Source organism: Candidatus Nitronauta litoralis, assembly GCA_015698285.1.
In the GTDB taxonomy this organism is placed as follows: domain Bacteria; phylum Nitrospinota; class Nitrospinia; order Nitrospinales; family Nitrospinaceae; genus Nitronauta; species Nitronauta litoralis.
On record CP048685.1, the window covers coordinates 586,641 to 607,116 of the forward strand.

Annotated in this window: 22 protein-coding genes; 14 read left to right on the plus strand and 8 right to left on the minus strand. The window is 47.8% G+C overall.

Going from position 1 to position 20,476, the window contains the following annotated elements:
* Window positions 1-30: 30 nt before the first annotated feature.
* Together G3M70_02635 and G3M70_02640 are read right to left on the minus strand one after the other, a co-directional pair.
* Window positions 31-453, minus strand: a complete 423-nt coding sequence (locus tag G3M70_02635; GenBank protein ID QPJ60842.1) for a hypothetical protein — start codon at window positions 451-453, stop codon at window positions 31-33.
* A 180-nt stretch (window positions 454-633) separates the two neighbouring features.
* Window positions 634-963 (minus strand): hypothetical protein, encoded by a 330-nt coding sequence (locus tag G3M70_02640; protein QPJ60843.1) that lies wholly within the window; start codon window positions 961-963, stop codon window positions 634-636.
* Between the two features lie 152 nt (window positions 964-1,115).
* Between G3M70_02640 and hemG the strand changes: the two genes are divergently transcribed.
* The 6 genes from hemG (at window position 1,116) to G3M70_02670 (ending at window position 5,943) form a co-directional block, all read left to right on the plus strand.
* The gene (gene hemG, locus G3M70_02645; GenBank protein ID QPJ63685.1) at window positions 1,116-2,546 is read left to right on the plus strand and encodes a protoporphyrinogen oxidase; all 1,431 of its coding nucleotides are present in this window, start codon (window positions 1,116-1,118) and stop codon (window positions 2,544-2,546) included.
* A 38-nt stretch (window positions 2,547-2,584) separates the two neighbouring features.
* On the plus strand, window positions 2,585-3,769 hold the full coding sequence (locus tag G3M70_02650; GenBank protein QPJ60844.1) for a hypothetical protein: 1,185 nt from the start codon (window positions 2,585-2,587) through the stop codon (window positions 3,767-3,769).
* Window positions 3,770-3,784: 15 nt separating this feature from the next.
* A complete protein-coding gene (locus G3M70_02655) occupies window positions 3,785-3,961 on the plus strand; it encodes a hypothetical protein (GenBank protein QPJ60845.1) in 177 nt (58 codons plus the stop codon).
* A gap of 88 nt (window positions 3,962-4,049) precedes the next feature.
* Window positions 4,050-4,322 (plus strand): scaffolding protein, encoded by a 273-nt coding sequence (locus tag G3M70_02660; protein QPJ60846.1) that lies wholly within the window; start codon window positions 4,050-4,052, stop codon window positions 4,320-4,322.
* The gene (locus tag G3M70_02665) at window positions 4,315-5,781 is read left to right on the plus strand and encodes a redoxin domain-containing protein (GenBank protein ID QPJ60847.1); all 1,467 of its coding nucleotides are present in this window, start codon (window positions 4,315-4,317) and stop codon (window positions 5,779-5,781) included. Before G3M70_02660 ends, G3M70_02665 begins: the two co-directional genes overlap by 8 nt.
* Window positions 5,782-5,799: 18 nt before the next feature.
* Window positions 5,800-5,943: a hypothetical protein gene (locus G3M70_02670; GenBank protein ID QPJ60848.1), complete on the plus strand. Its 144-nt coding sequence runs from the start codon at window positions 5,800-5,802 to the stop codon at window positions 5,941-5,943.
* A gap of 195 nt (window positions 5,944-6,138) precedes the next feature.
* Here the strand turns inward: G3M70_02670 and G3M70_02675 are convergent, their stop codons facing one another.
* The gene (locus G3M70_02675) at window positions 6,139-6,318 is read right to left on the minus strand and encodes a hypothetical protein (GenBank protein ID QPJ60849.1); all 180 of its coding nucleotides are present in this window, start codon (window positions 6,316-6,318) and stop codon (window positions 6,139-6,141) included.
* A 116-nt stretch (window positions 6,319-6,434) separates the two neighbouring features.
* Between G3M70_02675 and G3M70_02680 the strand changes: the two genes are divergently transcribed.
* The 5 genes from G3M70_02680 to G3M70_02700 all read left to right on the plus strand — a co-directional run bounded on the left by G3M70_02680 (window position 6,435) and on the right by G3M70_02700 (window position 11,661).
* Complete coding sequence (locus G3M70_02680) at window positions 6,435-7,253, plus strand: sel1 repeat family protein (GenBank protein QPJ60850.1); 819 nt, start codon at window positions 6,435-6,437, stop codon at window positions 7,251-7,253.
* A gap of 28 nt (window positions 7,254-7,281) precedes the next feature.
* Entirely contained in the window at window positions 7,282-7,626 is a 345-nt protein-coding gene (locus tag G3M70_02685) for a hypothetical protein (protein QPJ60851.1), read from the plus strand.
* Between the two features lie 305 nt (window positions 7,627-7,931).
* Window positions 7,932-10,028 (plus strand): response regulator, encoded by a 2,097-nt coding sequence (locus G3M70_02690; protein ID QPJ60852.1) that lies wholly within the window; start codon window positions 7,932-7,934, stop codon window positions 10,026-10,028.
* Window positions 10,029-10,087: 59 nt separating this feature from the next.
* Window positions 10,088-11,137: a two-component system response regulator gene (locus G3M70_02695; GenBank protein QPJ60853.1), complete on the plus strand. Its 1,050-nt coding sequence runs from the start codon at window positions 10,088-10,090 to the stop codon at window positions 11,135-11,137.
* Between the two features lie 116 nt (window positions 11,138-11,253).
* Window positions 11,254-11,661: a DUF4399 domain-containing protein gene (locus G3M70_02700; GenBank protein ID QPJ60854.1), complete on the plus strand. Its 408-nt coding sequence runs from the start codon at window positions 11,254-11,256 to the stop codon at window positions 11,659-11,661.
* Window positions 11,662-11,718: 57 nt separating this feature from the next.
* On the opposite strand, the gene G3M70_02705 is transcribed toward G3M70_02700, so the two are convergent.
* A complete protein-coding gene (locus G3M70_02705; protein QPJ60855.1) occupies window positions 11,719-12,312 on the minus strand; it encodes a pyridoxamine 5-phosphate oxidase in 594 nt (197 codons plus the stop codon).
* Window positions 12,313-12,550: 238 nt separating this feature from the next.
* Here G3M70_02705 and G3M70_02710 point away from each other — a divergent pair, with 238 nt between their 5' ends.
* The gene (locus G3M70_02710) at window positions 12,551-12,946 is read left to right on the plus strand and encodes a hypothetical protein (protein QPJ60856.1); all 396 of its coding nucleotides are present in this window, start codon (window positions 12,551-12,553) and stop codon (window positions 12,944-12,946) included.
* Between the two features lie 3 nt (window positions 12,947-12,949).
* Here the strand turns inward: G3M70_02710 and G3M70_02715 are convergent, their stop codons facing one another.
* The 4 genes from G3M70_02715 to G3M70_02730 form a co-directional block, all read right to left on the minus strand.
* Window positions 12,950-13,858: a cation transporter gene (locus tag G3M70_02715; protein QPJ60857.1), complete on the minus strand. Its 909-nt coding sequence runs from the start codon at window positions 13,856-13,858 to the stop codon at window positions 12,950-12,952.
* 153 nt (window positions 13,859-14,011) lie between these two features.
* On the minus strand, window positions 14,012-15,007 hold the full coding sequence (locus G3M70_02720) for an energy transducer TonB (GenBank protein ID QPJ60858.1): 996 nt from the start codon (window positions 15,005-15,007) through the stop codon (window positions 14,012-14,014).
* A 142-nt stretch (window positions 15,008-15,149) separates the two neighbouring features.
* Window positions 15,150-15,791, minus strand: coding sequence for a formylglycine-generating enzyme family protein (locus tag G3M70_02725; protein ID QPJ60859.1), 642 nt, complete (start codon window positions 15,789-15,791; stop codon window positions 15,150-15,152).
* 21 nt (window positions 15,792-15,812) lie between these two features.
* Window positions 15,813-17,090, minus strand: coding sequence for a hypothetical protein (locus G3M70_02730; GenBank protein QPJ60860.1), 1,278 nt, complete (start codon window positions 17,088-17,090; stop codon window positions 15,813-15,815).
* 266 nt (window positions 17,091-17,356) lie between these two features.
* On the opposite strand from G3M70_02730, the gene G3M70_02735 reads away from it, so the two are divergent.
* Entirely contained in the window at window positions 17,357-18,985 is a 1,629-nt protein-coding gene (locus tag G3M70_02735; protein QPJ60861.1) for an AAA family ATPase, read from the plus strand.
* Window positions 18,982-20,475, plus strand: coding sequence for a proteasome accessory factor PafA2 family protein (locus G3M70_02740; protein QPJ60862.1), 1,494 nt, complete (start codon window positions 18,982-18,984; stop codon window positions 20,473-20,475). Before G3M70_02735 ends, G3M70_02740 begins: the two co-directional genes overlap by 4 nt.
* The last annotated feature ends 1 nt before the right edge of the window (window position 20,476 follow it).

Sequence of the window (20,476 nt, forward strand, 5' to 3'; positions counted from 1 at the left end):
GGTGAGGCGATCAGGCAGGCAGGACGAGGGTCAATTGTGCCCCGGGTCCTGGTCAAACAATTCATTGTAATCCGATTGACCCTGCTCCGGCTCGGATCGAAACCAGTCGAAGCCGGGATCAACATCAGAGGCATTGGATTCCTCAAGTTCTGTTGCACCTGCTTCTTCGGCATCTTGAGGAATGGTCGAAGGGTTGACCCGGCTGACTTTTAATCCACCACAGCGACAAGGGGTGTTCCCTTCATCAAACTTTGTGGACTGCTTCAGACAGATCGAGATCCCGCAATCCTGGCAGCGGTACTCGTGATGAGTCTCATTGAAGTTCGGCCAGATCTGCCGTTCCCGGCACTGGTTGCAAACTGCAGGCATCGCCGGTGTGTAATCGGTGAACAAATTCTCGATTCCACAACCGCCGCATTCAATGAGTAAATCTCTTGGTTCCCGAAATGCCATAGTTTCCCATATTCCCGGAGGTTGTCGATCAACTAGAACTAAATTTACACGCAGGAATTCAAAGACCGTAGCTTTGAATACCCCCAAAGCCAAAAACAAAGACGGGATTCTTCACTCCGCTACACTTCTTTCAAAAAAACATGAAAGTATTTTACTTTTATCCTTGCGTGCGCAAAGTACCTAGTCGTGGCCTGGCATACCTTCAGGCTTGCCGCCCATTTTGGAAATATCGATTCCCATTTCAGCCAACTGACCGGTGAAGGGGCATTTGCCTGCAGGTTTGGCTTCTGCGATTTCTTCTTCAGTCATCGCTTCCGGCTGTATTTCTCCGGATTCCGCCATGACCATCCAGGTCAGGGTGTCGATTTTTTGCTCTTTATCAGCAACATATTTCTCTAAAACGGATTTGGTTTGATCGTGCTTGGCAGATCCAATCGCGGTGCGGACCTTTTCCAGGGCCGTTTTTTCAAGTTCAACCGCTTCTTTCAGGGCTGCGATGGCAGTGGACATCTTGTGGTCTCCTACAGGTTAAAATTCGGGTCTTGAATCCAACGATATTATCAAAACCCCCCTGGCAACACAAGGTGCAGGAATTGGCAAATCAATGAGATTTGCGTAAACGGTTGTTGTCCCGGCAGGCAAATTCTCTATATAATGCCCTCATGCGTCATTTGATCATCATTGGCGGGGGCATTGCAGGGTTAGCAGCAGCCCACCGCGTGCAGGAAGCTATTGGGCAAGGGGTCCCAGTAAAATGCACCGTTCTGGAAGCTTCCGACCGGTTTGGAGGGAAAATCAACACCCGCAGGGAAAACGGCTGCATTATCGAAAGCGGCCCCGATTCCTTCATTACCCAGAAACCCCAGGCGCTCGCTCTGTGCAAAAAACTGGGGCTGGGGGACCGCATTGTCGGTACCCGCAAGAACAACAAAACATTCATTTACCTCAACCGTCGCATGTTGACTCTGCCGGATGGCCTCAGCCTGATGGTGCCGACCAAGTTCCTACCATTTATCACCACATCACTGTTCACCTGGCCCGGGAAAATCCGTATGGGAATGGATCTGATACTTCCGAGGCGACGAAGCAAACGTGATGAAAGCCTGGCCAGTTTCGTAAGGCGTCGATTTGGACAGGAAGCGGTAGACCGCCTGGCACAACCCCTGCTCTCGGGCATTTATTCTTCAGACCCTGAAAAGATGAGCATGAGGGCAACGTTCCCGCGGTTTCTTGAAACTGAAAAAAAATATGGCTCCCTGATCGTTGGCATGCTGGCGGCCAAAAAGGCCATGCTGCAAAGAAAACCGGAAAAGCCCGCTGGCTACCAGGCCTACACCATGTTTGTCACCCTGAAAAACGGGATGAGTGAACTGGTTGAAACGCTCATGGAGAAATGTCCGGATATCGAATTCAAAAGCAACGCACCCATAACCGGCCTGGAGAAATCCGGGGATGGAGTTGCCGTCACTCTGGAATCAGGGGAAGTGATGAACGCCGATGCAGTCCTGGTGGCCACGCCGGCCAACGTCACCGCACGCCTGACTCAAAAAATTGCACCAGAGGTCTCTGAAAAACTGAGCAGTATTCCCTTTGTTTCTACCGCCGGGGTGGTGCTGGGATTTAAACGGGATGGTTTTAAACATCCGTTGAAGGGCTTTGGGTTTGTCGTACCGGCAACAGAAAGCCGGAAAATCACCGCCTGCACCTGGGTGTCTTCCAAGTTCCCGTGTCGCGCTCCCGACGATACTATTCTGTTACGGGCATTTGTAGGAGGAGCTTTGAAGCAGGAACTGGCGGAACAAACACCGGAGCAGATACTAAAGGACGTTAAAGGTGAGCTTCGCTATATCATGGGAATAACCGAAACACCGGAGTTCGAGCATGTCTTTCAATATAAAAAAGGCAATGTTCAATACCCGGTTCACCATCAGGAACTGGTGGTATCCATTGAAGAAGATTTGAAAAACCATCCGGGTTTGTTCATGGCGGGCAGTGCCTTTAAGGGTGTTGGCATTCCCGATTGCATCGCCCATGGAACTGAAGTGACCGAACAAATTCTGGACTATCTTTCCAGGGAACAATCCGACAACTGAGTTCTGGCCGCTGACAGGCTGCCGGTTAGGAGAATAATATGAAATGGTCCTCAAGCATTTCCACTGAGACCACTATAGATAAAGCTGTAGAAGAAGTTACGGAAGCCATTAAAAAGGAAATGGGGGATCTGCCCATCCACCTTACAGTGCTGTTTGTCTCACCCCATTTTAAATCCCAATACGACCTGATACCCAACCTTATCAGGGAACAGCTGTCTCCCGGTATTTTGCTTGGTTGCAGTGGTGGCGGGATCATTGGCGGAGGCAATGAAGTCGAGCAGAAACACGCATTCAGCCTGACCTGTGCCCACCTTCCGGACGTTGAAATCCAGGAAATCCAATCAGACACCACTGCACTTCCCGGTGGAGACACGTCTCCAAGTGTCTGGCGCGATTGGGTCGGTGTGCCGGTCGAAAAAAATCCCCAGTTTATTTTTCTGGCCGACCCTTTCACCTTCAGGGGAGAAGAATTCCTGATGGGAATCGATTTCGCTTATCCGCAATCTGCAAAAGTTGGCGGGCTGGCCTCCGGTGCTCATTTCCAGGGAGGCAATGCTCTGTACCTCGGGGATAAAATCCACAATGCCGGTTTAATTGGGGTTGCGCTTTCTGGAAATATCGAACTCGATACCATCGTGGCGCAAGGTTGCCGACCGATTGGCGAACCCATGCCCATCACGAGGTGCGACCAGACCCTGCTGATGGAAGTCGGAAACAAATCTCCACTGACTCTTCTGGAAGAAATGGTCGAAACCATGAGTGAATACGACCGCAAGCTGATGCAGACCTCACTGTTTCTTGGTATCGAAATGGACCCGTTGAAAGACGATCCTGGGCAGGGAGACTTTTTAATACGCAATCTTATGGGCGTGGATCGGGATTCCGGCGCATTGTCGATTGGTGCCATTCTGCGCGAAGGTCAACTGGTTCAGTTCCATCTTCGAGACAAGGTCATGTCTGCCGAAGATTTGAGCATGATGTTGACCCGCTACACCGACAAAGCCCAGCCCACCCAGGCAGCGGGCGCTCTATTATTTTCCTGTCTGGGTCGCGGTGAATACCTTTATGGAAAACCCAACCACGATTCTGGCGTATTCAAGGACAAAATGGGGACGGTTCCGCTCGGTGGATTCTTTTGTAACGGGGAAATCGGGCCTGTCGGAAACACAACCTTTTTACATGGCTATACCAGTTCGTTTGGTATCTTTCGGCCCGGCAAGTAAAAGCAAGTGGTGGGAATGAAACCGATCCTGCAACAGGAAAAAACCGGGTGCGGTATTGCCTGTGTGGCTTCTTTGGCAGGGGTCAGTTATGCCAAAGCAAAAACGGAAGCTGAGGAACCTGGGATTACAGCAGACGACCAACGATTAAGGTCTGATACCAAACACATGCGAGCCCTGCTCGGACATTACTGATTTCGGACAAATCAAACCAAAATGGTTTATAAAAGTAAAACTATGAACAATTAATATCATCTGGCTCAAACAAGAGGAGGTTGTCAATATGGCAGCAGAAGTAGTAGTTGATACCAGCCCCAATGAAAATGCAATGAAGTACACGGTCGTTGGGAAGCAGGTCATTGAAAAAGGTCATAAAACCTACAGTAAAACCGAGGAAGCCAGCGACTGCCCGGTTGCGCAAGCCCTGTTTGGCATTGAAGGAGTCACCAGCGTTTTCCTGATGGCGGACTTTATTACAGTGACCAAATCACCGGAAGCTAAATGGGACGGAATCCTGGAAGCAGCGAAAAACGCCATTGCAGAAGCCTATGCCTGATCAGGTCGTGCGGGCCCCCGCACTTGATGCTGCCGGGCTGCCCTGGTTCAATGTTCCGCGCCCACTGGACCTGGATGACCTTGCCGGCAAAATCGTCATTCTCGATTTCTGGACTTACTGTTGCATCAACTGCATTCACATCATCCCGACCCTGAAACGGATCGAAGCCCTGTTCCCGGATGAACTGGTGGTGATCGGAGTGCACTCGCCCAAGTTCAGTGGCGAAAAAGAAACAGACAACCTGGAACGTGCCATTCACCGTTACGAAATCGAGCACCCAATCGTGCACGATGTCGACTTTGGCATCTGGAAACGTTACGCGGTCAATGCCTGGCCCACCTTGATGTTTGTTTCTCCGGATGGGTACATTCTGGGCCAACTTCCGGGTGAACCCGACCCAAAACTGCTGGAAGAAAGCCTGACCCATCTGGTTGCCGAGATGAAGAAAAACGGCACACTTTCGGGAGGCGCTGCGGAATTGATCGCTCCCATGAAGTCCACGGAAACAGGCGCACTTAGTTTTCCAGGGAAAATCGCTTACAGCAAAACCAATCGCGAATTCGCCATCGCTGATAGCAACCACAACCAGATCGTCACCACAGACTTGGAAGGCAACGTCACGCGGCGTATTGGGGCAGGAACAATCGGAAAATCCGATGGTAGTTTTGAAGAAGCAGAATTTTATCGTCCGCAGGGACTGTGTTTCGAAGACAACATCATCTGGGTTGCCGACACAGAAAACCACCTGCTGCGAAAAATCGATCTGGAAAACAAAATAGTCGAAACTGTCGCGGGCACAGGCGTTCAAGGCGCCTTTCTTAAAGGCACCGGGACGGCGTTGGAAATCGCCCTGTCCTCTCCATGGGATGTGTCTTTAAAAGACGGCTGGTTGTACTTCGCCAATGCCGGAACGCATCAGATCGGCGTCTACTATATCCAGGAAAAGGAAACCGCCCTGTTTGCGGGAACCGGACAGGAATCACTCACCGATGCCCCCCGACTGGTCGCCACCTTTGCGCAGCCCAGTGGACTTTCGGTCAACGGCGACAAGCTGTACCTGGCAGACAGTGAAACCAGTGCCATACGCTCCATTCGCCTGGATGATATCGGGCTCACAGCGACCTATGTCGGTACCGGGTTGTTTGACTTCGGTGACAAGGATGGCAAAGGCAAACAGGCGGTCCTGCAGCATCCACTGGGTGTTCATTACGCTGACGGAGCACTATTTATTGCGGACTCCTACAACCACAAAATAAAGGTGTTGGATTTGAATACGCAGGAGGTCCATACCGTAGAAGCTTCTGCGGACATCATCTGCGATGATGACAGTTGCACGCGCCTTTGGGAACCTGCGGGGGTACTGTGCCTTGAAAAAGATTTATACGTATCCGACACCAACAATCACCGTATCCTCAAGATCAATCTGGATACGGAAAAAACCGAAATATTTTTGAAGTGATCATGAAGAGGTTTTTTCGTGTTTGAAGACATAGGAAATTTTGTCACCAACCTGCCCCCACTTCTGCAACTGGTCGTTGGAGGAGTTATCGCCGTAGGAGTTTTAATTCTCGCGACCAAAATTGCCGACTGGAACGAGGGGAAAGAAGGAAAGAAAAAATAATTTGATCTCATATTTTCTATAATTTCGACATTGTCGATTTCAAATCCCTGTCTGCGTATTCTTTATTTCTTTTATTTCTGTCAATTTAAGCTGGGCACATCGTAATGGATGCCATCGTTGGCATAGCTGCCCATCTGATTCCGGAAGCTACGTTTATGGTGATAAGGTTAAATGCCGTCAATACTCCGACAACGATTATTGGTTGTGTGGTATTGCCAGAACTTTGGAATTGCCCACCGCACCATCTAATCCTCCACCTTCTTCACCGGTAGAAATTTCAGCCTGCAAGTCATTAAATCCACCCAAAGATGGACAAAATAGCAAGCGATGGCTGCGCACTTGTAAAAATAACTTTTGACGAAGAGACTTGTTCACAATGCCTTAGCCAAGGCAAATCAGCCCATTGACTCAGCCCTTTCATTCTCGATTCATTCAGCGGTACAATAGGCGAAAGGGAGCCTCAATAACAAATTTCCTGTCAGGGAAGCGCTATGAAAAACTCTATCATTCCTCTGTTAATTTTATTCTTACTGATTCCATCAACTCATTTCGCTCAGGATCTAGGTGGCCTCGGAGAACTGGACGACGGCGGCGATCTCGAAATGGAGATCACTGGCAAGGTGGTCGATGTGAAAGTCGATTCGCTCAGGGTCAAACCTGAAGGCCAGTGGCGGCCTAAAGTTGGAGATCCGGTACGTATCGTGATCGGGTCTGGGGTGGTACGCGAGGTGACGGAGGATGGTGTCATTGTGGATCTCAAAAACGGCGGGGCCGCAGTGAACATGGTCGCTTCAATCCGTTCACCCAATGCGGAGCTTGGCAGCGGTTCGGCAATGGTGGAAACACATTTAACACCTGCGACACCCCCGGTAACCCCATCTGCCCCCCCTGCCCCTCCAAAACCCCAGGCACCCGAACCGCCTAAATGGGCTTCCTTATCTGCCGAAGAAAATTATAATATGGGTGCAAAGTATTATCAGGGCGATAAGGTTGCGCAAGACTACGGAAAAGCTCTGGACTGGTTTCAGCACGCAGCGGATAAGGGCCATGTTGGAGCCTTGAATGATATCGGTGTGATGTACGAACTTGGCCAGGGTGTCTCCAAAAACCCGGCAAAGGCAGTGGAATATTATCAGAAGGCCGTTGCCAAAAATTATGCGCTGGGCCATTACAATCTGGGGCGCGCTTATGAAACCGGAAATGGAATTGGAAAAAATTATTCAGAAGCTCTCAAATCTTTCCGCAGGGCAGCGCGTATGGGAGAAAAAAACGCGCAAAATAAATTGAGCTCACGCGGGCAACGCTGGTAGATACTTTTCATGTCACAGGGAGAACATATTGAAACCGGATAACCGTCAGCAACTCAAGCAGAAAATTCTGGATGAAATCGAGGCACAGAAAACGCTTATCCAGAGCCTTACCGAAACCTCCAAGCCAGTTGCCCCAGACAACGCTATTGGGCGCCTCACCAGAATGGAAGCCATTGTCAGCAAGGGGGTCAGTGAAGCTTCTTTGAATTCTGCGCAGATAAAGCTTTCGAAACTGGAAACCGCATTGGCCAAGGTGGAGGATCCGGATTTCGGCCTTTGTTTGCGTTGTGGAGAGCCCATCCCTCACGGCAGAATCATGCTCATGCCGGAAAGTACCTGCTGTGTAGCCTGTGCCAGCGGAAATTCTCGATAAATTGCTGGTTCTTACATTCACGCAAAACCTTCCCTCAATTTACCCCAAAACCTTTAGAGTATTAAATTTCCCTCATTATTTTCTTGATTCCCCATCAGCACTACCTTCCAATAGAATTAAATCTAAGATTCAAACAGTTAACGTTAGAATACCGTTTCCAGGAAGTTTAATCGCAGTTTTTTTCACCTGAGAGTTGAGTCGATTCGCTCGCGTTCGTTGCCACTTATCTCATGGAAATCACTTCACACTCCCTTCGAAAAACTTCAATTAAAAGAAAAGTCATTACGAACTTCACCTGGATTTTTATGGCCATCTCCGTTTTCAACTTTATCTATTTCCCGGCCATTTATAAAAACCAGGCGATAAAAAACCTGGAGAACCACGTCCGAAATACAGCAAATTTGTTAGCGCTTTCCACCGCCACCAGCCTGGAGTTAATCGAACTGGAAAGTATAGGCGTTGCAATCGACCTCGCAAAAGAAGATCCCCGTCTTGCTTACCTCGGAATATTTAATTCTAAAAATAAACCAATCGCTGAATTCAGCCCTGGAAATGAAAAACCCGATATCAAAAACCTTTTACAAAAACTGGGAACAGTTAATGATGGGAATTTCATTTTTTACTCCACGCCTATTGAATATAAAAGCCATTACCATGGACGAATTTTACTGGGTTACTCACTCGAAAAACTATCTGAAAGCCTTTTAAACTACCAGCTCAAAACTTTTTACATCACTTTATTTATTTTTGCATTGGGATTGATGGTTTCAATTATTTTTTGTAACAACAACACAAAACCTCTCGTCCAGTTGGCGCAAGCGACGGATGAAATTTCAAAAGGCAATCTGGAGGTCACCCTGCCTAAGATTAAATCCCATGATGAAATCGGCACCTTGGCGCAAAGCTTCAATACCATGGTAAGGAATCTCCAGCAATCTATTGAAGAACGGGAAAAGACGCAGTTGGAACTGGAAAAAGCTCGAAAACTTGCGGAATCTTCCAGCAAAGCTAAAAGTGTCTTTCTAGCCAATATGAGCCATGAAATAAGGACACCGATGAATGCGATTCTGGGTTACTCACAACTCTTATTAATGAATAGGAATCTCGACAAGAAATCTCTTGAACCCATAAATGTTATCAATAGCAGTGCCAACAACCTACTTGAATTAATCAACGATATTCTCGATATTTCTAAAATTGAAGCTGGCCAATTGGAACTCCACAAAGTCGACTTTGACCTCAAGGAATTATTAAATGGGTTGTCCATGATGTTCAAAATTCGCTGCCAGGAAAAGAAAATTGAGTGGAATATTAAGGGAGTAGAGGGGACGGGTTTAATGGTCAATGGGGATGAAGGAAAAATACGTCAGGTCCTTACCAATCTCCTGGGCAATGCAGTCAAATTCACAGATTCCGGGGAAATATCCTTAACTCTGGAAAATCTGGGAAAAAACCGGTATCGGTTTGAAGTCACAGACACGGGCCAGGGGATTCCACAAGAAGCTCAGGAGGAGATATTCAAACCCTTCCGACAGGACCGCGAAGGCATTAAAAAAGGAGGGACAGGCCTCGGACTTGCTATATCGAAAAAGCAACTTGAAATGATGAACAGTCCACTTTTATTAAAATCAATTGTGGGCAAAGGCAGTGAATTTTCTTTTGCCCTCACTTTGCCTCCAGCCACAAAAAGAGTTCCCGCCAGACAAAAAAGATTCGATGGGTTTATGCGATTACCGGAAGATTTAAAAATTACAGCTCTGGTTGTCGACGATATTCTGGCTAACCGAAGCCTACTTTCACAAATGCTTCAAAAAACTGGTGCAGAGGTAATAGAAGCAGAAAACGGGGAACAGGCGCTGGACCAGGTTAAAAAAACTAAACCGGACATCATTTACCTGGACATAAGAATGCCCGTCATGGGTGGGGAAGAATTCATGAAAGAAGCTATTAATATTTTCGGCCCGGATCATTTGAAGATCGTGGTTGTTTCAGCTTCTGTCCTGGAGCATGAAAGAGAGCGTTACCGAAAACTGGGGTGCAATAATATAATTAAAAAACCGTTCCGGTACGGCGCAATCGTGGAAAGCTTGACTAAAGTTCTGGGGATAAACTTAGAACCAGTGCAGGAGAGTAACAAAACTAAATTTTCGAAGCAAAACTCATCTTCCAGTGTCAATGGTGACTCCCATTCTCCATTCACCGGCTCCATTCCAAATAGTATTCACACCCGATTACTGGAAATCGCACGCTCTCGAAATATCACTAAATTAAAAAAGGTTCTTCCCGAACTGAAAGACCTGGGAAGCGAATACAAACCCTTACATGACCAACTTATGAAACTTGCGAGGAGCTACGACACAGAAGCCATTCTATCCTTGCTTGAAAAAACGGCAAAACATTGACCACCATATATTCAGTATTTAACCTTAAAATTCAAACTAAAGGATCGAACTTTTAAATCATGGATGTAAAAGCCCCAGGTAAAATTCTGATAGTGGACGATACTCCCGCGAACCTGGGGGTACTGGGAAATACTCTGGAGTCAGAAGGTTATGAAATTTCAACCGCTCCCAGCGGAGAAATTGCTCTTGAAATAGCAAACAGTTTTTCACCTGAACTTATATTTCTGGACATTATGATGCCGGGAATGGACGGCTTTCAAACCTGTGAAGCGCTTAAAAACAGTCTGGAAACGCAAGATATCCCTGTAATATTCATGTCCGCTTTAAATGATGTCGATAGCATCTGCAAAGGATTTGATCATGGTGGTCTTGATTACATAGCCAAACCCTTTCGAAGGGAAGAGGTGCTATCCAGAGCAAAAACCCATATACAGCTTTACAAATTAATCAATGAACGAAAAAATTACACCAGGACTCTTGAAGACACCGTAAAAAAAAGAACCAAGGAGCTTCATGACACCAGACTGGAAGTGATCAACTGTCTTGGCAGGGCAGGAGAGTTTCGAGACAATGAAACCGGAATGCATGTGGTGCGCATGAGCCACTTCGCAAGATTGCTAGGCGAAACGATTGGACTGTCAGAGGAAAAAAGCAGCCTGCTATTCCATGCCAGCCCCATGCATGACATTGGAAAAATAGGAATCCCGGACAATGTCCTGCTTAAACCAGGAAAACTTAATGAAGAAGAGTGGGAAATCATGAAATCCCACGTAACGATTGGGGCAACAATCCTGTCCAGGGATGATTCCCCTTTGATGAAAACGGCAAAAATCGTTGCTCTCCATCACCATGAAAAATGGGACGGCTCGGGTTACCCGAATAACCTAAAAGGAGAAGCCATTTCTCTTGAAGGCAGGATCATTGCTATCTGCGATGTGTTTGACGCTTTGACATCCAAAAGATCTTACAAAGATCCCTGGCCAATCAACAAGACAATGGAATTGATTGAAAGTTCCAGTGGAAAACATTTTGAACCCGCGCTCGTCAATCGATTCAAAAAGATTGTTCCGGAAGTGTTAAAAATCAAAGAAGAATTCGCAGACGTCTGATCTTCAATGTTAATCTAAAAAAAGATCGAGGGATTGAGTCCCTGCAAAGGAGTATCCGGGTTTGAAAAATTGACTATAGGAATGACTTCCGCTCTGATACTCAAGGAGAAGTGGAGATGAAAAAGAAGTGCATTTATACACTTTTAATATTCTACACTTTTCTGGGTATCGTCCAATCGCAGGCTCAGGAAAGAAAGGTGACTATTATCAAACCTTTAAACGGGGACACGGTTGGGGCACCCGTTGAAGTTTGCATTAAAGTCGAAGGTCTGGAATTAGAACCCGCGAAAATGGGAGTCAACGAAGGGAAAGGCCACCATCATATTCTTTTTTCTTCTTTACCCAAAGACCTGAGCAAACCACTGGGGAAACAAGAAGTGATCCATATGGGTAGCGGAGTTGCTTGCCACACCTTAAACCTCGCGCCAGGAACCCATTCCTTACTGGCCCTCTTTGCCTATGGCAACCACGTTCCTTACAACCCGCCTATTTCAGACAAAATCTTGATTTCCGTGCACGAATAAGCCTGCCAGCTTTATTTCCTTAATTATTGCACCGGATTTCAAACCAGCACGTCCTGGTCATTCCTGAAAAAAATCACCGTCCTTGATGGAATCCCGGTCAGTATCCCTTTTCGTTTTTTCCTCTGGCTTTAACAAGGGGATATTTTTGGAGCAATGGATATACGCTTCCTCCACATTCACCATAACCCAACGCTTCGGAATCTTCCCTTTCCCCTCGTCATTTTCCGTAACACTCTGTAAAAAGGTTTCAAGCAGTTTTTCTACTTCTTTCCGGCTTTTGATCTCAGCCTTGCCGTTCACATGGAGGCCCCGGGTGGTTTTAAAAAAATCGACGAAAACCATTCCCACGTGTGGATTCTCATGGATATTTCCCATGCTGGCATGAACCCCATTACCCGGGTATTCAGGATACAAAAGGGTCTTTTTATCCAGTACCCGGACAAAGCCTTGTCCCCCAGTACGAATGGAGCAATCGCATTCCCCTTTGGCATCCGCAGTGCCAATGAATACCATGGTCTGCACTGAAATGAACTCGATCATCTTCGGGTTGAGGTGATCCAGAACCTGCTGCTCATAAAACGCCAAAGCCCGTTCACGGGTATTGAACTTGTCTTGAAGAAAATGTTCTCCGTTTGACCCGGGTAGATTCATGTAAATCCTTTTCACGACAGATTTGCCAAAAAGCCTGTCAACTGGAAAATTTTTTTGAAGGATTAGGCAATCGTACGCCTGACAGACCACTAAAGCAAGGCAAAGCCTGGACTTGATCCTCTTTAGAGTGGGGGTTCCCGGCAAATTTTTTTAAAATCTGGTTCTGGGTATAATAACAAAGCCTTTCCGGCCCCCGAAACAACCAAACTGCAAACTCCTTCATGAGGATGAACAAGCTATGAAACTGACTGCCATGCAACCTATGTTGAGCGTAGCCGATATAAATAAAAGCCTGGAGTTTTATCAGGCAGCACTCGGCTTCAAATGCATAAATTCAGATAAGGAATTGAAGGAATGGAAGTGGGCTCAATTACGCTCTGATAATGTAACCCTGATGCTGACGCAAAACGGTGGCCCGGTTCACCCGGAAGGCGAACACGATTTCAATACAGTCTTTTATTTTTACCCGGATGATGTGGTGTCGTTGTACGAAAAACTTAAACAGGAGGGTTACTCCGTCACCGACCTGATCGTGACGTTTTACCAGATGAAGGAATTTTCGCTGAAAGACCCGGACGGTCACTTTTTATCATTTGGGCAGGATACAAATGAACCGCCAACTGTGTGTAAGTAATTTTCAGGCCTTGTAGTCCGGTTCTACAAAGTGCCATTTGACTTCGGGATTCTGTTTTCTCACTTCGGCTTCCACCTTATTGATATCTTCGATCAGGCTGTTCACATCCCTCTCTTCACCCGGGTGGATTTTGTAGCTCAATAGTACCTCCCGGTCCCCAATGGAAAGTGCCAGAAACCGGAGCATTTTCGCTGACGGCATGCGTTCGCTTAAAATTTTTTCAACATCGGGCCGGTAATTTCGGGAAGGCGCTTCACCAATGATGAGCGACTTGATCTCCACAGCAAGAAAACAGGCGAGAACAACGAGCAAAGCTCCAATCGCAATCGAGCCATAGGCATCCCACGCCGGGTTATCCAGCACTTTGGCCATGGTCACGCAGAAGGCTGCCATAGCCAGCCCGATAAGCGCTCCGGCATCTTCTGTAAAAATTACAAGCAGGCCGGCGGAAGTCGTTCTTCGAAACCAGGTACTGAGGCGGCCGAACCGGTTCTGCGCCCGAATCTCTTTCAATGCCGAATAAAATGAATACCCCTCAAGGGCAATACCGGTCAAGAGAATACCGATCACCAGATTAAAATTACTGATCGGTTCCGGTTCGGACATTTTGTGCACTCCCTCATAAATGGCAAACAATCCACCGAGGGAGAACAGGAGAATGGTGACGACAAAGGACCAGAAAAAGGATTCACGGCCATAGCCCAGAGGATGCTGGTCGGTCGGTTTCTTTCTGGCCGACTTTTCCCCAACCAGCAGCAGCACCTGGTTGGTTGTGTCGACCACACTGTGGATGCCTTCAGCCAGCATGGATGAGCTGCCCGAAACAAACGCACCAAAGAACTTGGCGATCGCAATGCCGAGATTGGCCACCATCGCGATGACGATGACCTTTGTCGAACCTCCAGCACTCATGAGTTCTCCTCCAACTCCTGCGTAAATTTTTATTTAAACGGGACTAAATAAGTGTCGTCTACTTACCAAATCTTTCACTCCGTGGCGGAGCAAATCAAATGACACTTTCAGGCGATATATAATTGTGGATGACTTTACCTGCGCTAATGGCAACTATCGTACGTTGGGGCCACCAGCCCGACGCGAAGCTCCATAGCTTGGACTGTAAATAAAAGTGGCCAGTATCGAAATTTTATTTTTTTCAATCGTCACGGGGAAAGGATAAAACGGTGCTGCGCTTTTGATCGCACGAAGGGCCGCAAAATCCAGCAACTCGGACCCTGACCCTTCTATCAGCCGAACATCCATCAAATCTCCATCTCTCTGGATTTGAAACCTGAGTGTCAATTCACCTGAAATTCCGCGTCTCGCCGCTTCTTCAGGATAGGCCCACACCCGTTCAATTTGATGCTTTATCCGAGCAAAATAAGATGCATATTTGGTTTCTTTGGTGTCGAGGGAAATAGGTTCGTCGTCATCTTCGTCCACTGAGGAACCTGTATCAAGCGAAGCGTATTTTGAAGGGTCGAATCCATCCAGAAGCGACATCGCACTGCCCGGTTTGGTTTGCTGCTGAGGCGTGGGTGGCGCGGGTACTGACCTGGTTTTTTCCTGGGTAATAAACCCCCGGTCCGACAATGGATAGTTTGGCGTTTTTTCGATGTACTTTTTTTTCGGCTTTGGCTGGGGTACCGGTTTGGATACCGGAGTCTTCACCGGATTCCGTCTAGCCATGCGTTGACCATCCAGTTTGGGAACCAGAGTTTTCTTGGCCTGATACTTTTCAGCCTTTTTGGTCTGGTTATTGGAGTGGGCACGGCTGTTCTGGCTTGCCAGCAATTCCGAAGATCGTGGCGCTTCTACTTTTGCAGGCTCGGGTGCATCAATGAGAGTGCTACGCTTTTTGACTGATTCAGGCTTTTTTTCCGGCTGGATGTACTTCACCTTGATCGGTGGTTTCACTTCCGGGTCGGCCATCTTGGCAGGCATAATACCCTGCATGATGATGGCAATTGCATGGATTATGGCCGATATGATTATGAAACGGGTCAGATCATTTTTACGATGGAAATTCTCCGACAACATGTATGGGGTTGCAGCTCGTGCCATGCTTTGATGTTACCTTTTAACCGATCAATATGAAAATTGCTAAATCAGATTCCCCTTTTAAATCAAGGGAATTAACCATTCATGGTACCGCTGGAACCCGCATCGGGCAAGACTTTTCCCCGGAAGTGCTGGCGCGTTTCGGCTAGCTGCCTTGATCGTCCCTGGCACACCGGAACCCCACATAGTGGTATTTAAAGTGGGGAAGGCTGGTGATTCTGTGATGTGAACGCAAACTGCGGGACTTGTTTCGCCAGGAACCCCCACGCATGATCTTCCCCAACCCCTCCGCATTACTGGAAGTCCATTCCCACACATTTCCGGCCATGTCGAACAGACCCAAAGCATTCGGCTTTTTTGATCCAACCGGATGAGTCCGCTTTTTCGCATTTTTTTTATACCAGGCATACTCGGGATTCACCTCATCGCCCCAGAAAAACCGGGTAGTGCTGCCAGCCTTCGCAGCTTTCTCCCATTCCCACTCAGTGGGCAGTCTTTTGCCAACAGCAAGACAATAGTCCCGGGCATCAAACCAGGTCACTTTTTCTACCGGGAGATTTTCCCCTTTAAAGAACGATGGATTGGATCCTACCACTTTCAGGTAATCTTTCTGAGTCACCTCAGTGCGATCAATATAAAAGAAAGGCAAGCTTTTGGTCTTTCCATTCCCCGGTGGTCCCGCAGAAAACTCTCCAGATGGAATTTGAACCTCATTTGAATTTTTTGAAAAAACGAGTGAAGGGAACAAAAGAAAAGTCAGAATGAAAATCAAAGTGGTAAGTTTCATTAATGTTTTTTTTTCCAACTACTAGGGTAAAAAAACAGATGCCCGTGAGCTATACCATCTATAAGCCTCTTCCACCATGGGGGTGTGCAGGTTAGGGGTATCGTACCGACCTTCCTTGTCATAAGGCATGTAACCCATTTCCTGGGTGCGGTAAATTTCGTTTATGTACCCATAAAAATCGGTGTACATAGGCAGTTTCAATTTCAGACGCGGCATCGCTTTTTCGCGAAAAGCTAAAAGTTCCCGGCCAAATGGATGAATTTTGACCAGACCTTCATCTCCATGTTTCATCCCTGCCATGTGTACCAACGATTCGTAATCTTCCCAATCCTCAAGTGCATCGACATCCGCAACGAACGCCGGGTCGTTGTGAAACTTTGATGTGGCCTGGGTATTGAGCAACGTTGACATGCCTCGGTTAAAATTTTTGAGATGCATGCCAAACTTGAAATCGTCTTCCTGCCTGAACTTTTTAAGATCCTTGTCAAACTTTCGAAAATGCATTGCTACAACCGGTAGCATCTTGAGCATCCGTTTCGGTTCGCGCAGAGCTTTACTCAAAAACGCGTTCAAAATTTTTCCATCCTTTCGCGTTTCGTGTAGCAGCTCTATGATGTCCCCTTCGATCGCAGTCAGGTTGATTGGGTAAACATTGGGTTCCTTAACATCGTGCAGGCGATTTTCCTTTTCCTCTATACAGCGGTAATGATAATTGCGCTGGACAAATTCCGACTCCGGGTGGCGCAGGTAATCTCCAAACATCGCTTCTCGTGAATTGAGCCACATGATGAGGTTGTTGGAACGGACGTCCTTGTCTTTTACAACCTTTTCCAGCTCATAGAGAAATGGCAGGTCTCCCGGCTGGAATAATACCAGTTCGTTTTTCTCTAACGTCAGGGCATCTCGACCACGAAGCAGGGTACTGATCAGCATCAGGTTGTCCGGATCTTCGGGGACGTAATGAATCGTCTTGCCGCGACAGTCAATTGTTTCCTTGAACAGATCCAGCACCGCTTTGACTTCCGGCGAACCCACCACCGCTATTTCCCGTACGCTAGACAGGAGCACATTGCCCAGGGCGTAGCACATCAACGGAATACCATTTATCAAAAAAAGAAATTTGAGACGATCAATCCTGTCATCCTCCGCCCTGAGGATCAGGTGACTTATACCGCGCTTGCCTTGAGCAATTTCCCGCCGTGCCTTGCCAAGGCCAATTCGGTCGGCTTCCCGCCTGGATTCATACCGGTTGTGGCTGAAACTTAGAATGCATTTTTCGATTGTGGGGCGATTGCGCACGGAAATGGACCTTCTCAATGAAATTCTTACGAGATTTTGTATAATTTCCTGGAAACGTATAGAATATTATAGACTTATCGTCGTAAAGGGCAAGACTTGCCGTGCGCTTGCACTGGTAAAAAAACCATCGTTTTAACCACTGTCACCCGAATGCGCGAAAAGGGTTGAAATACTCAGTTTTTCCAACATAATAAATTTATACGATTGTAGATTGAGTTCCCTTTCCATAAAGAAAAGGGAACTCGTCAAGACCTGACGGAGCCACAATGGGAGACCCCAGCCACATAACAGAACTGATTGATCAGATTCTGGAAGAAACCACGGATCAACCGGAACTGCAGCAAAAGGTTTTTGACTTACGCGATGCCTTGTTGCAAGCCCAGCAGACAGCCCAGCAATATGCGCTGAAGATTCGAACACTGGAAGAAACCATCCAGAAACTCAAACAACCCGCACATCGTATCGGCACGATCATTGGAGAAGGTCTCGACGATTTATATCGTCTCAATGTAGGCGGCACTGAATACCAGGCGGCAGCATCCCCGGAAATTCTGGAAGAAGGCCCTCTTAAAGTAGGGGATATTGTTGCAGTCAATGAAGCATTTGTCGCCATCCAGAAACTGCCGAAGCCGGAGATGGGACCCGTCGGGCGTATCGCATCGCGATTAGCCGATGGCCAATGGATGATCGCAGGTGGCACCGGCAACGCCGAGAGCATGGTCAAGCCAGCTGACGATTTTGATACGGAAGGCTTGCGCGAAGGCGATGAAGTTATCCTCGATCCCACGCAAAAAGTGATGGTCGCCCGACTTCCAAAACGCAAATCCAAAAACGCGATCGATGACGATTTCGTCCCCGTTACCTGGAGCCAGGTTGGCGGACAGGAGCACGTTGTTGAAGAAGTCCGCAAAGTCATCGAATACCCCATCCTCCACTCAGAAATTTTAAAGAAGATGGAATACAAAATGCCAAAGGGTTTCCTTTTTTATGGCCCTCCCGGCTGCGGCAAAACCCTCATCGGCAAAGCCATCCTTTCAGACATCATCGAAAAACTGAAAGGTGAAATGGGTGAGGAAGAAAACGGCAGAGAACTCGAAGGCCGATTCATCCACGTGAAAGGTCCGGAAATTCTCAACATGTGGCTCGGAGAATCCGAACGCAAGGTACGGGAGGTCTTCCAGAAAGCTCGGGACTATAAAGAAAAAGGACAGTTCCCCTTCATTTTTATCGACGAAGCCGAATCGGTACTCGGCACCCGGCAGGCCTGGCGCGGACACAATATTTCAAACACGCTGGTGCCGATGTTCTGCGCAGAAATGGACGGCATTCAATCCGTGCGCGACATGGTCGTGATTCTCGCCACCAACCGGCCTGACCTCATCGACCCCGCCATTTTGCGACCGGGCCGTATTGATAAAAAAATAAAAGTCAGTCGTCCCAATCGCGATGACTGTGAAGCAATCCTGAAAGTTTATCTGAAACCAAACCTTCCACTGGAAGACAGCCTCGAAAACGTTACAGGACCGTTCCTCGATAAGCTGTTCGCCCGTAAATCAGAACAGGTTGCCCTGGTCCTGACGCTTCGAAGCGGTGATTTCAAAAAGCTCTATTGGAAAGACTTTATTTCCGGTGCCATCCTTGAGGGCATAGTCAGCCGCGCCAAGGAAACCGCTATCGAACGTGCGATCAAGGGAGAAGACCTGAAAATCAAAGTCGATGACCTGACAGATGCCCTCCGGGTCGAATTCAAGGACAACAGTGTCCTGCCGGCCGACTCCAACATGGAGGACTGGCTCCAATTACTCGACTTCGATCCGAAACATGTGGCCCGCGTTCGGCGACCGGATGACTCTGATCAAGCCACACACAAGACCATGCGTCGTTCCATTATATGAGTCAGCAAGTTCCACTGCTTGGTATTGAAACCGAGTACGGCATTATCCGCGAGGACCTCGAGACTTCTGATCCTGTTGAAGAATCGATGGAGTTGCTGCGAGTCTGCAAGCAACCGGGAGTTTTCCAAAAGTGGGATTACCGCAAAGAGCGAACGCACCTCGACATGCGTGGCTTCACGGTGGACCGTCTCGCGCAGGATGAAGAAGAGGATGAGTTCTGCGAGGAAGACCGCAAGCGTCCCTACACCTACCTCGATATGAAAAGCGACCGGGTCCTGACTAACGGTGCCCGCTTCTACAACGACCACACGCACCCTGAATACGGAACACCCGAATGTGCCAGCCTGTTTGATCTTGTAGCTCACGATATGGCTGGCGAAGACATTGTCCGAGATTGTGTCCGGTTGAGAAACGAAGAAATTGGAACTGACGGTTTACAGGTGTTCAAAAACAATACCGACTACAGTGGGCACAGTTACGGCACCCACGACAATTACCTCATCCAACGTTCGCTTCCATTTGAAACCTGGGCCAATGCTCTGCTGGCTTTTCTTGTGACTCGCCAGCTTTACGCAGGGGCCGGCAAGATTGGAGCTGAAGGGGCTCATGCTGACGGGTTCACTGGATTGCAGCTTGCTCAACGTTCCGATTTCATGGAAGCGATCATGAACATTGAAACGATGACCAAACGGCCTATCATCAACACACGCGACGAGCCTCATGCAAACTCCTCTCTCTACCGCAGGCTTCATCTTATACTGGGAGATGCCAACATGTCTTCCTATGCAACCGCGCTTAAAGTAGGCTCTACCCGCCAGGTGCTCCGCCTGATCGGGGAAGAAAAATTGAAAGATTTTCCGGAACTTAAAAACCCGGTAAACGACTGCCGAACAGTTTCTCGGGATCTTTCGGGGAAAGTGCTGCTCAATAGAAAACAATCCGGCACAATTACACCAATCGAAATCCAGCGAGCTTATCTTGAACAGGTTGCAGAACACCCACCCGGAGAGGATGAAAACGAACACGTTGAATACGAATGGGTCGTACGCGAATGGACGCGTACTTTAGATGATCTTGAAAAAGACCCGGACCAGTTGGACGACCGAATAGACTGGGCCATTAAGCGCAGCCTGTTCCGTGACTTCATGGCGTCCGAAAATATAAGCTGGGATGATCCCGTAATGCAAAGCCTGGACCTGGAATACCACAACCTGGACCCGGAACGTGGCCTGTATACTGCGTTGCAAACGCAGGAAGGAATAACAAATCTGATTCCCCGGGATCGGGTGGAAAGCGCCATCAATTGCCCGCCGGAGGATACCCGTGCCGCAATCCGCGGACAAATGGTACAATTATATAAAGATAGAATACGTAAAGTTCACTGGACCGGCATAGAATTAATCGATGGAGAAGTGCTGGACTTGACGGACATCATCACGCAAAATGACGTGGAACTTGAACTGCAATCACGCAAGGAGCAGTTAGCATGAC

Excerpts from the sequence above, each read along its gene's own strand:
- G3M70_02700 (QPJ60854.1), top strand. The coding sequence starts at position 11,254 with ATGAAAAAGAAGTGCATTTATACACTTTTAATATTCTACACTTTTCTG.
- G3M70_02680 (QPJ60850.1), top strand. The coding sequence starts at position 6,435 with ATGAAAAACTCTATCATTCCTCTGTTAATTTTATTCTTACTGATTCCA.
- G3M70_02720 (QPJ60858.1), bottom strand. The coding sequence starts at position 15,007 with ATGGCACGAGCTGCAACCCCATACATGTTGTCGGAGAATTTCCATCGT.
- G3M70_02715 (QPJ60857.1), bottom strand. The coding sequence starts at position 13,858 with ATGAGTGCTGGAGGTTCGACAAAGGTCATCGTCATCGCGATGGTGGCC.
- G3M70_02650 (QPJ60844.1), top strand. The coding sequence starts at position 2,585 with ATGAAATGGTCCTCAAGCATTTCCACTGAGACCACTATAGATAAAGCT.
- G3M70_02735 (QPJ60861.1), top strand. The coding sequence starts at position 17,357 with ATGGGAGACCCCAGCCACATAACAGAACTGATTGATCAGATTCTGGAA.
- G3M70_02690 (QPJ60852.1), top strand. The coding sequence starts at position 7,932 with ATGGCCATCTCCGTTTTCAACTTTATCTATTTCCCGGCCATTTATAAA.
- G3M70_02660 (QPJ60846.1), top strand. The coding sequence starts at position 4,050 with ATGGCAGCAGAAGTAGTAGTTGATACCAGCCCCAATGAAAATGCAATG.
- G3M70_02705 (QPJ60855.1), bottom strand. The coding sequence starts at position 12,312 with ATGAATCTACCCGGGTCAAACGGAGAACATTTTCTTCAAGACAAGTTC.
- G3M70_02640 (QPJ60843.1), bottom strand. The coding sequence starts at position 963 with ATGTCCACTGCCATCGCAGCCCTGAAAGAAGCGGTTGAACTTGAAAAA.
- G3M70_02635 (QPJ60842.1), bottom strand. The coding sequence starts at position 453 with ATGGCATTTCGGGAACCAAGAGATTTACTCATTGAATGCGGCGGTTGT.
- hemG (QPJ63685.1), top strand. The coding sequence starts at position 1,116 with ATGCGTCATTTGATCATCATTGGCGGGGGCATTGCAGGGTTAGCAGCA.
- G3M70_02710 (QPJ60856.1), top strand. The coding sequence starts at position 12,551 with ATGAAACTGACTGCCATGCAACCTATGTTGAGCGTAGCCGATATAAAT.
- G3M70_02665 (QPJ60847.1), top strand. The coding sequence starts at position 4,315 with ATGCCTGATCAGGTCGTGCGGGCCCCCGCACTTGATGCTGCCGGGCTG.
- G3M70_02725 (QPJ60859.1), bottom strand. The coding sequence starts at position 15,791 with ATGAAACTTACCACTTTGATTTTCATTCTGACTTTTCTTTTGTTCCCT.
- G3M70_02695 (QPJ60853.1), top strand. The coding sequence starts at position 10,088 with ATGGATGTAAAAGCCCCAGGTAAAATTCTGATAGTGGACGATACTCCC.
- G3M70_02655 (QPJ60845.1), top strand. The coding sequence starts at position 3,785 with ATGAAACCGATCCTGCAACAGGAAAAAACCGGGTGCGGTATTGCCTGT.
- G3M70_02740 (QPJ60862.1), top strand. The coding sequence starts at position 18,982 with ATGAGTCAGCAAGTTCCACTGCTTGGTATTGAAACCGAGTACGGCATT.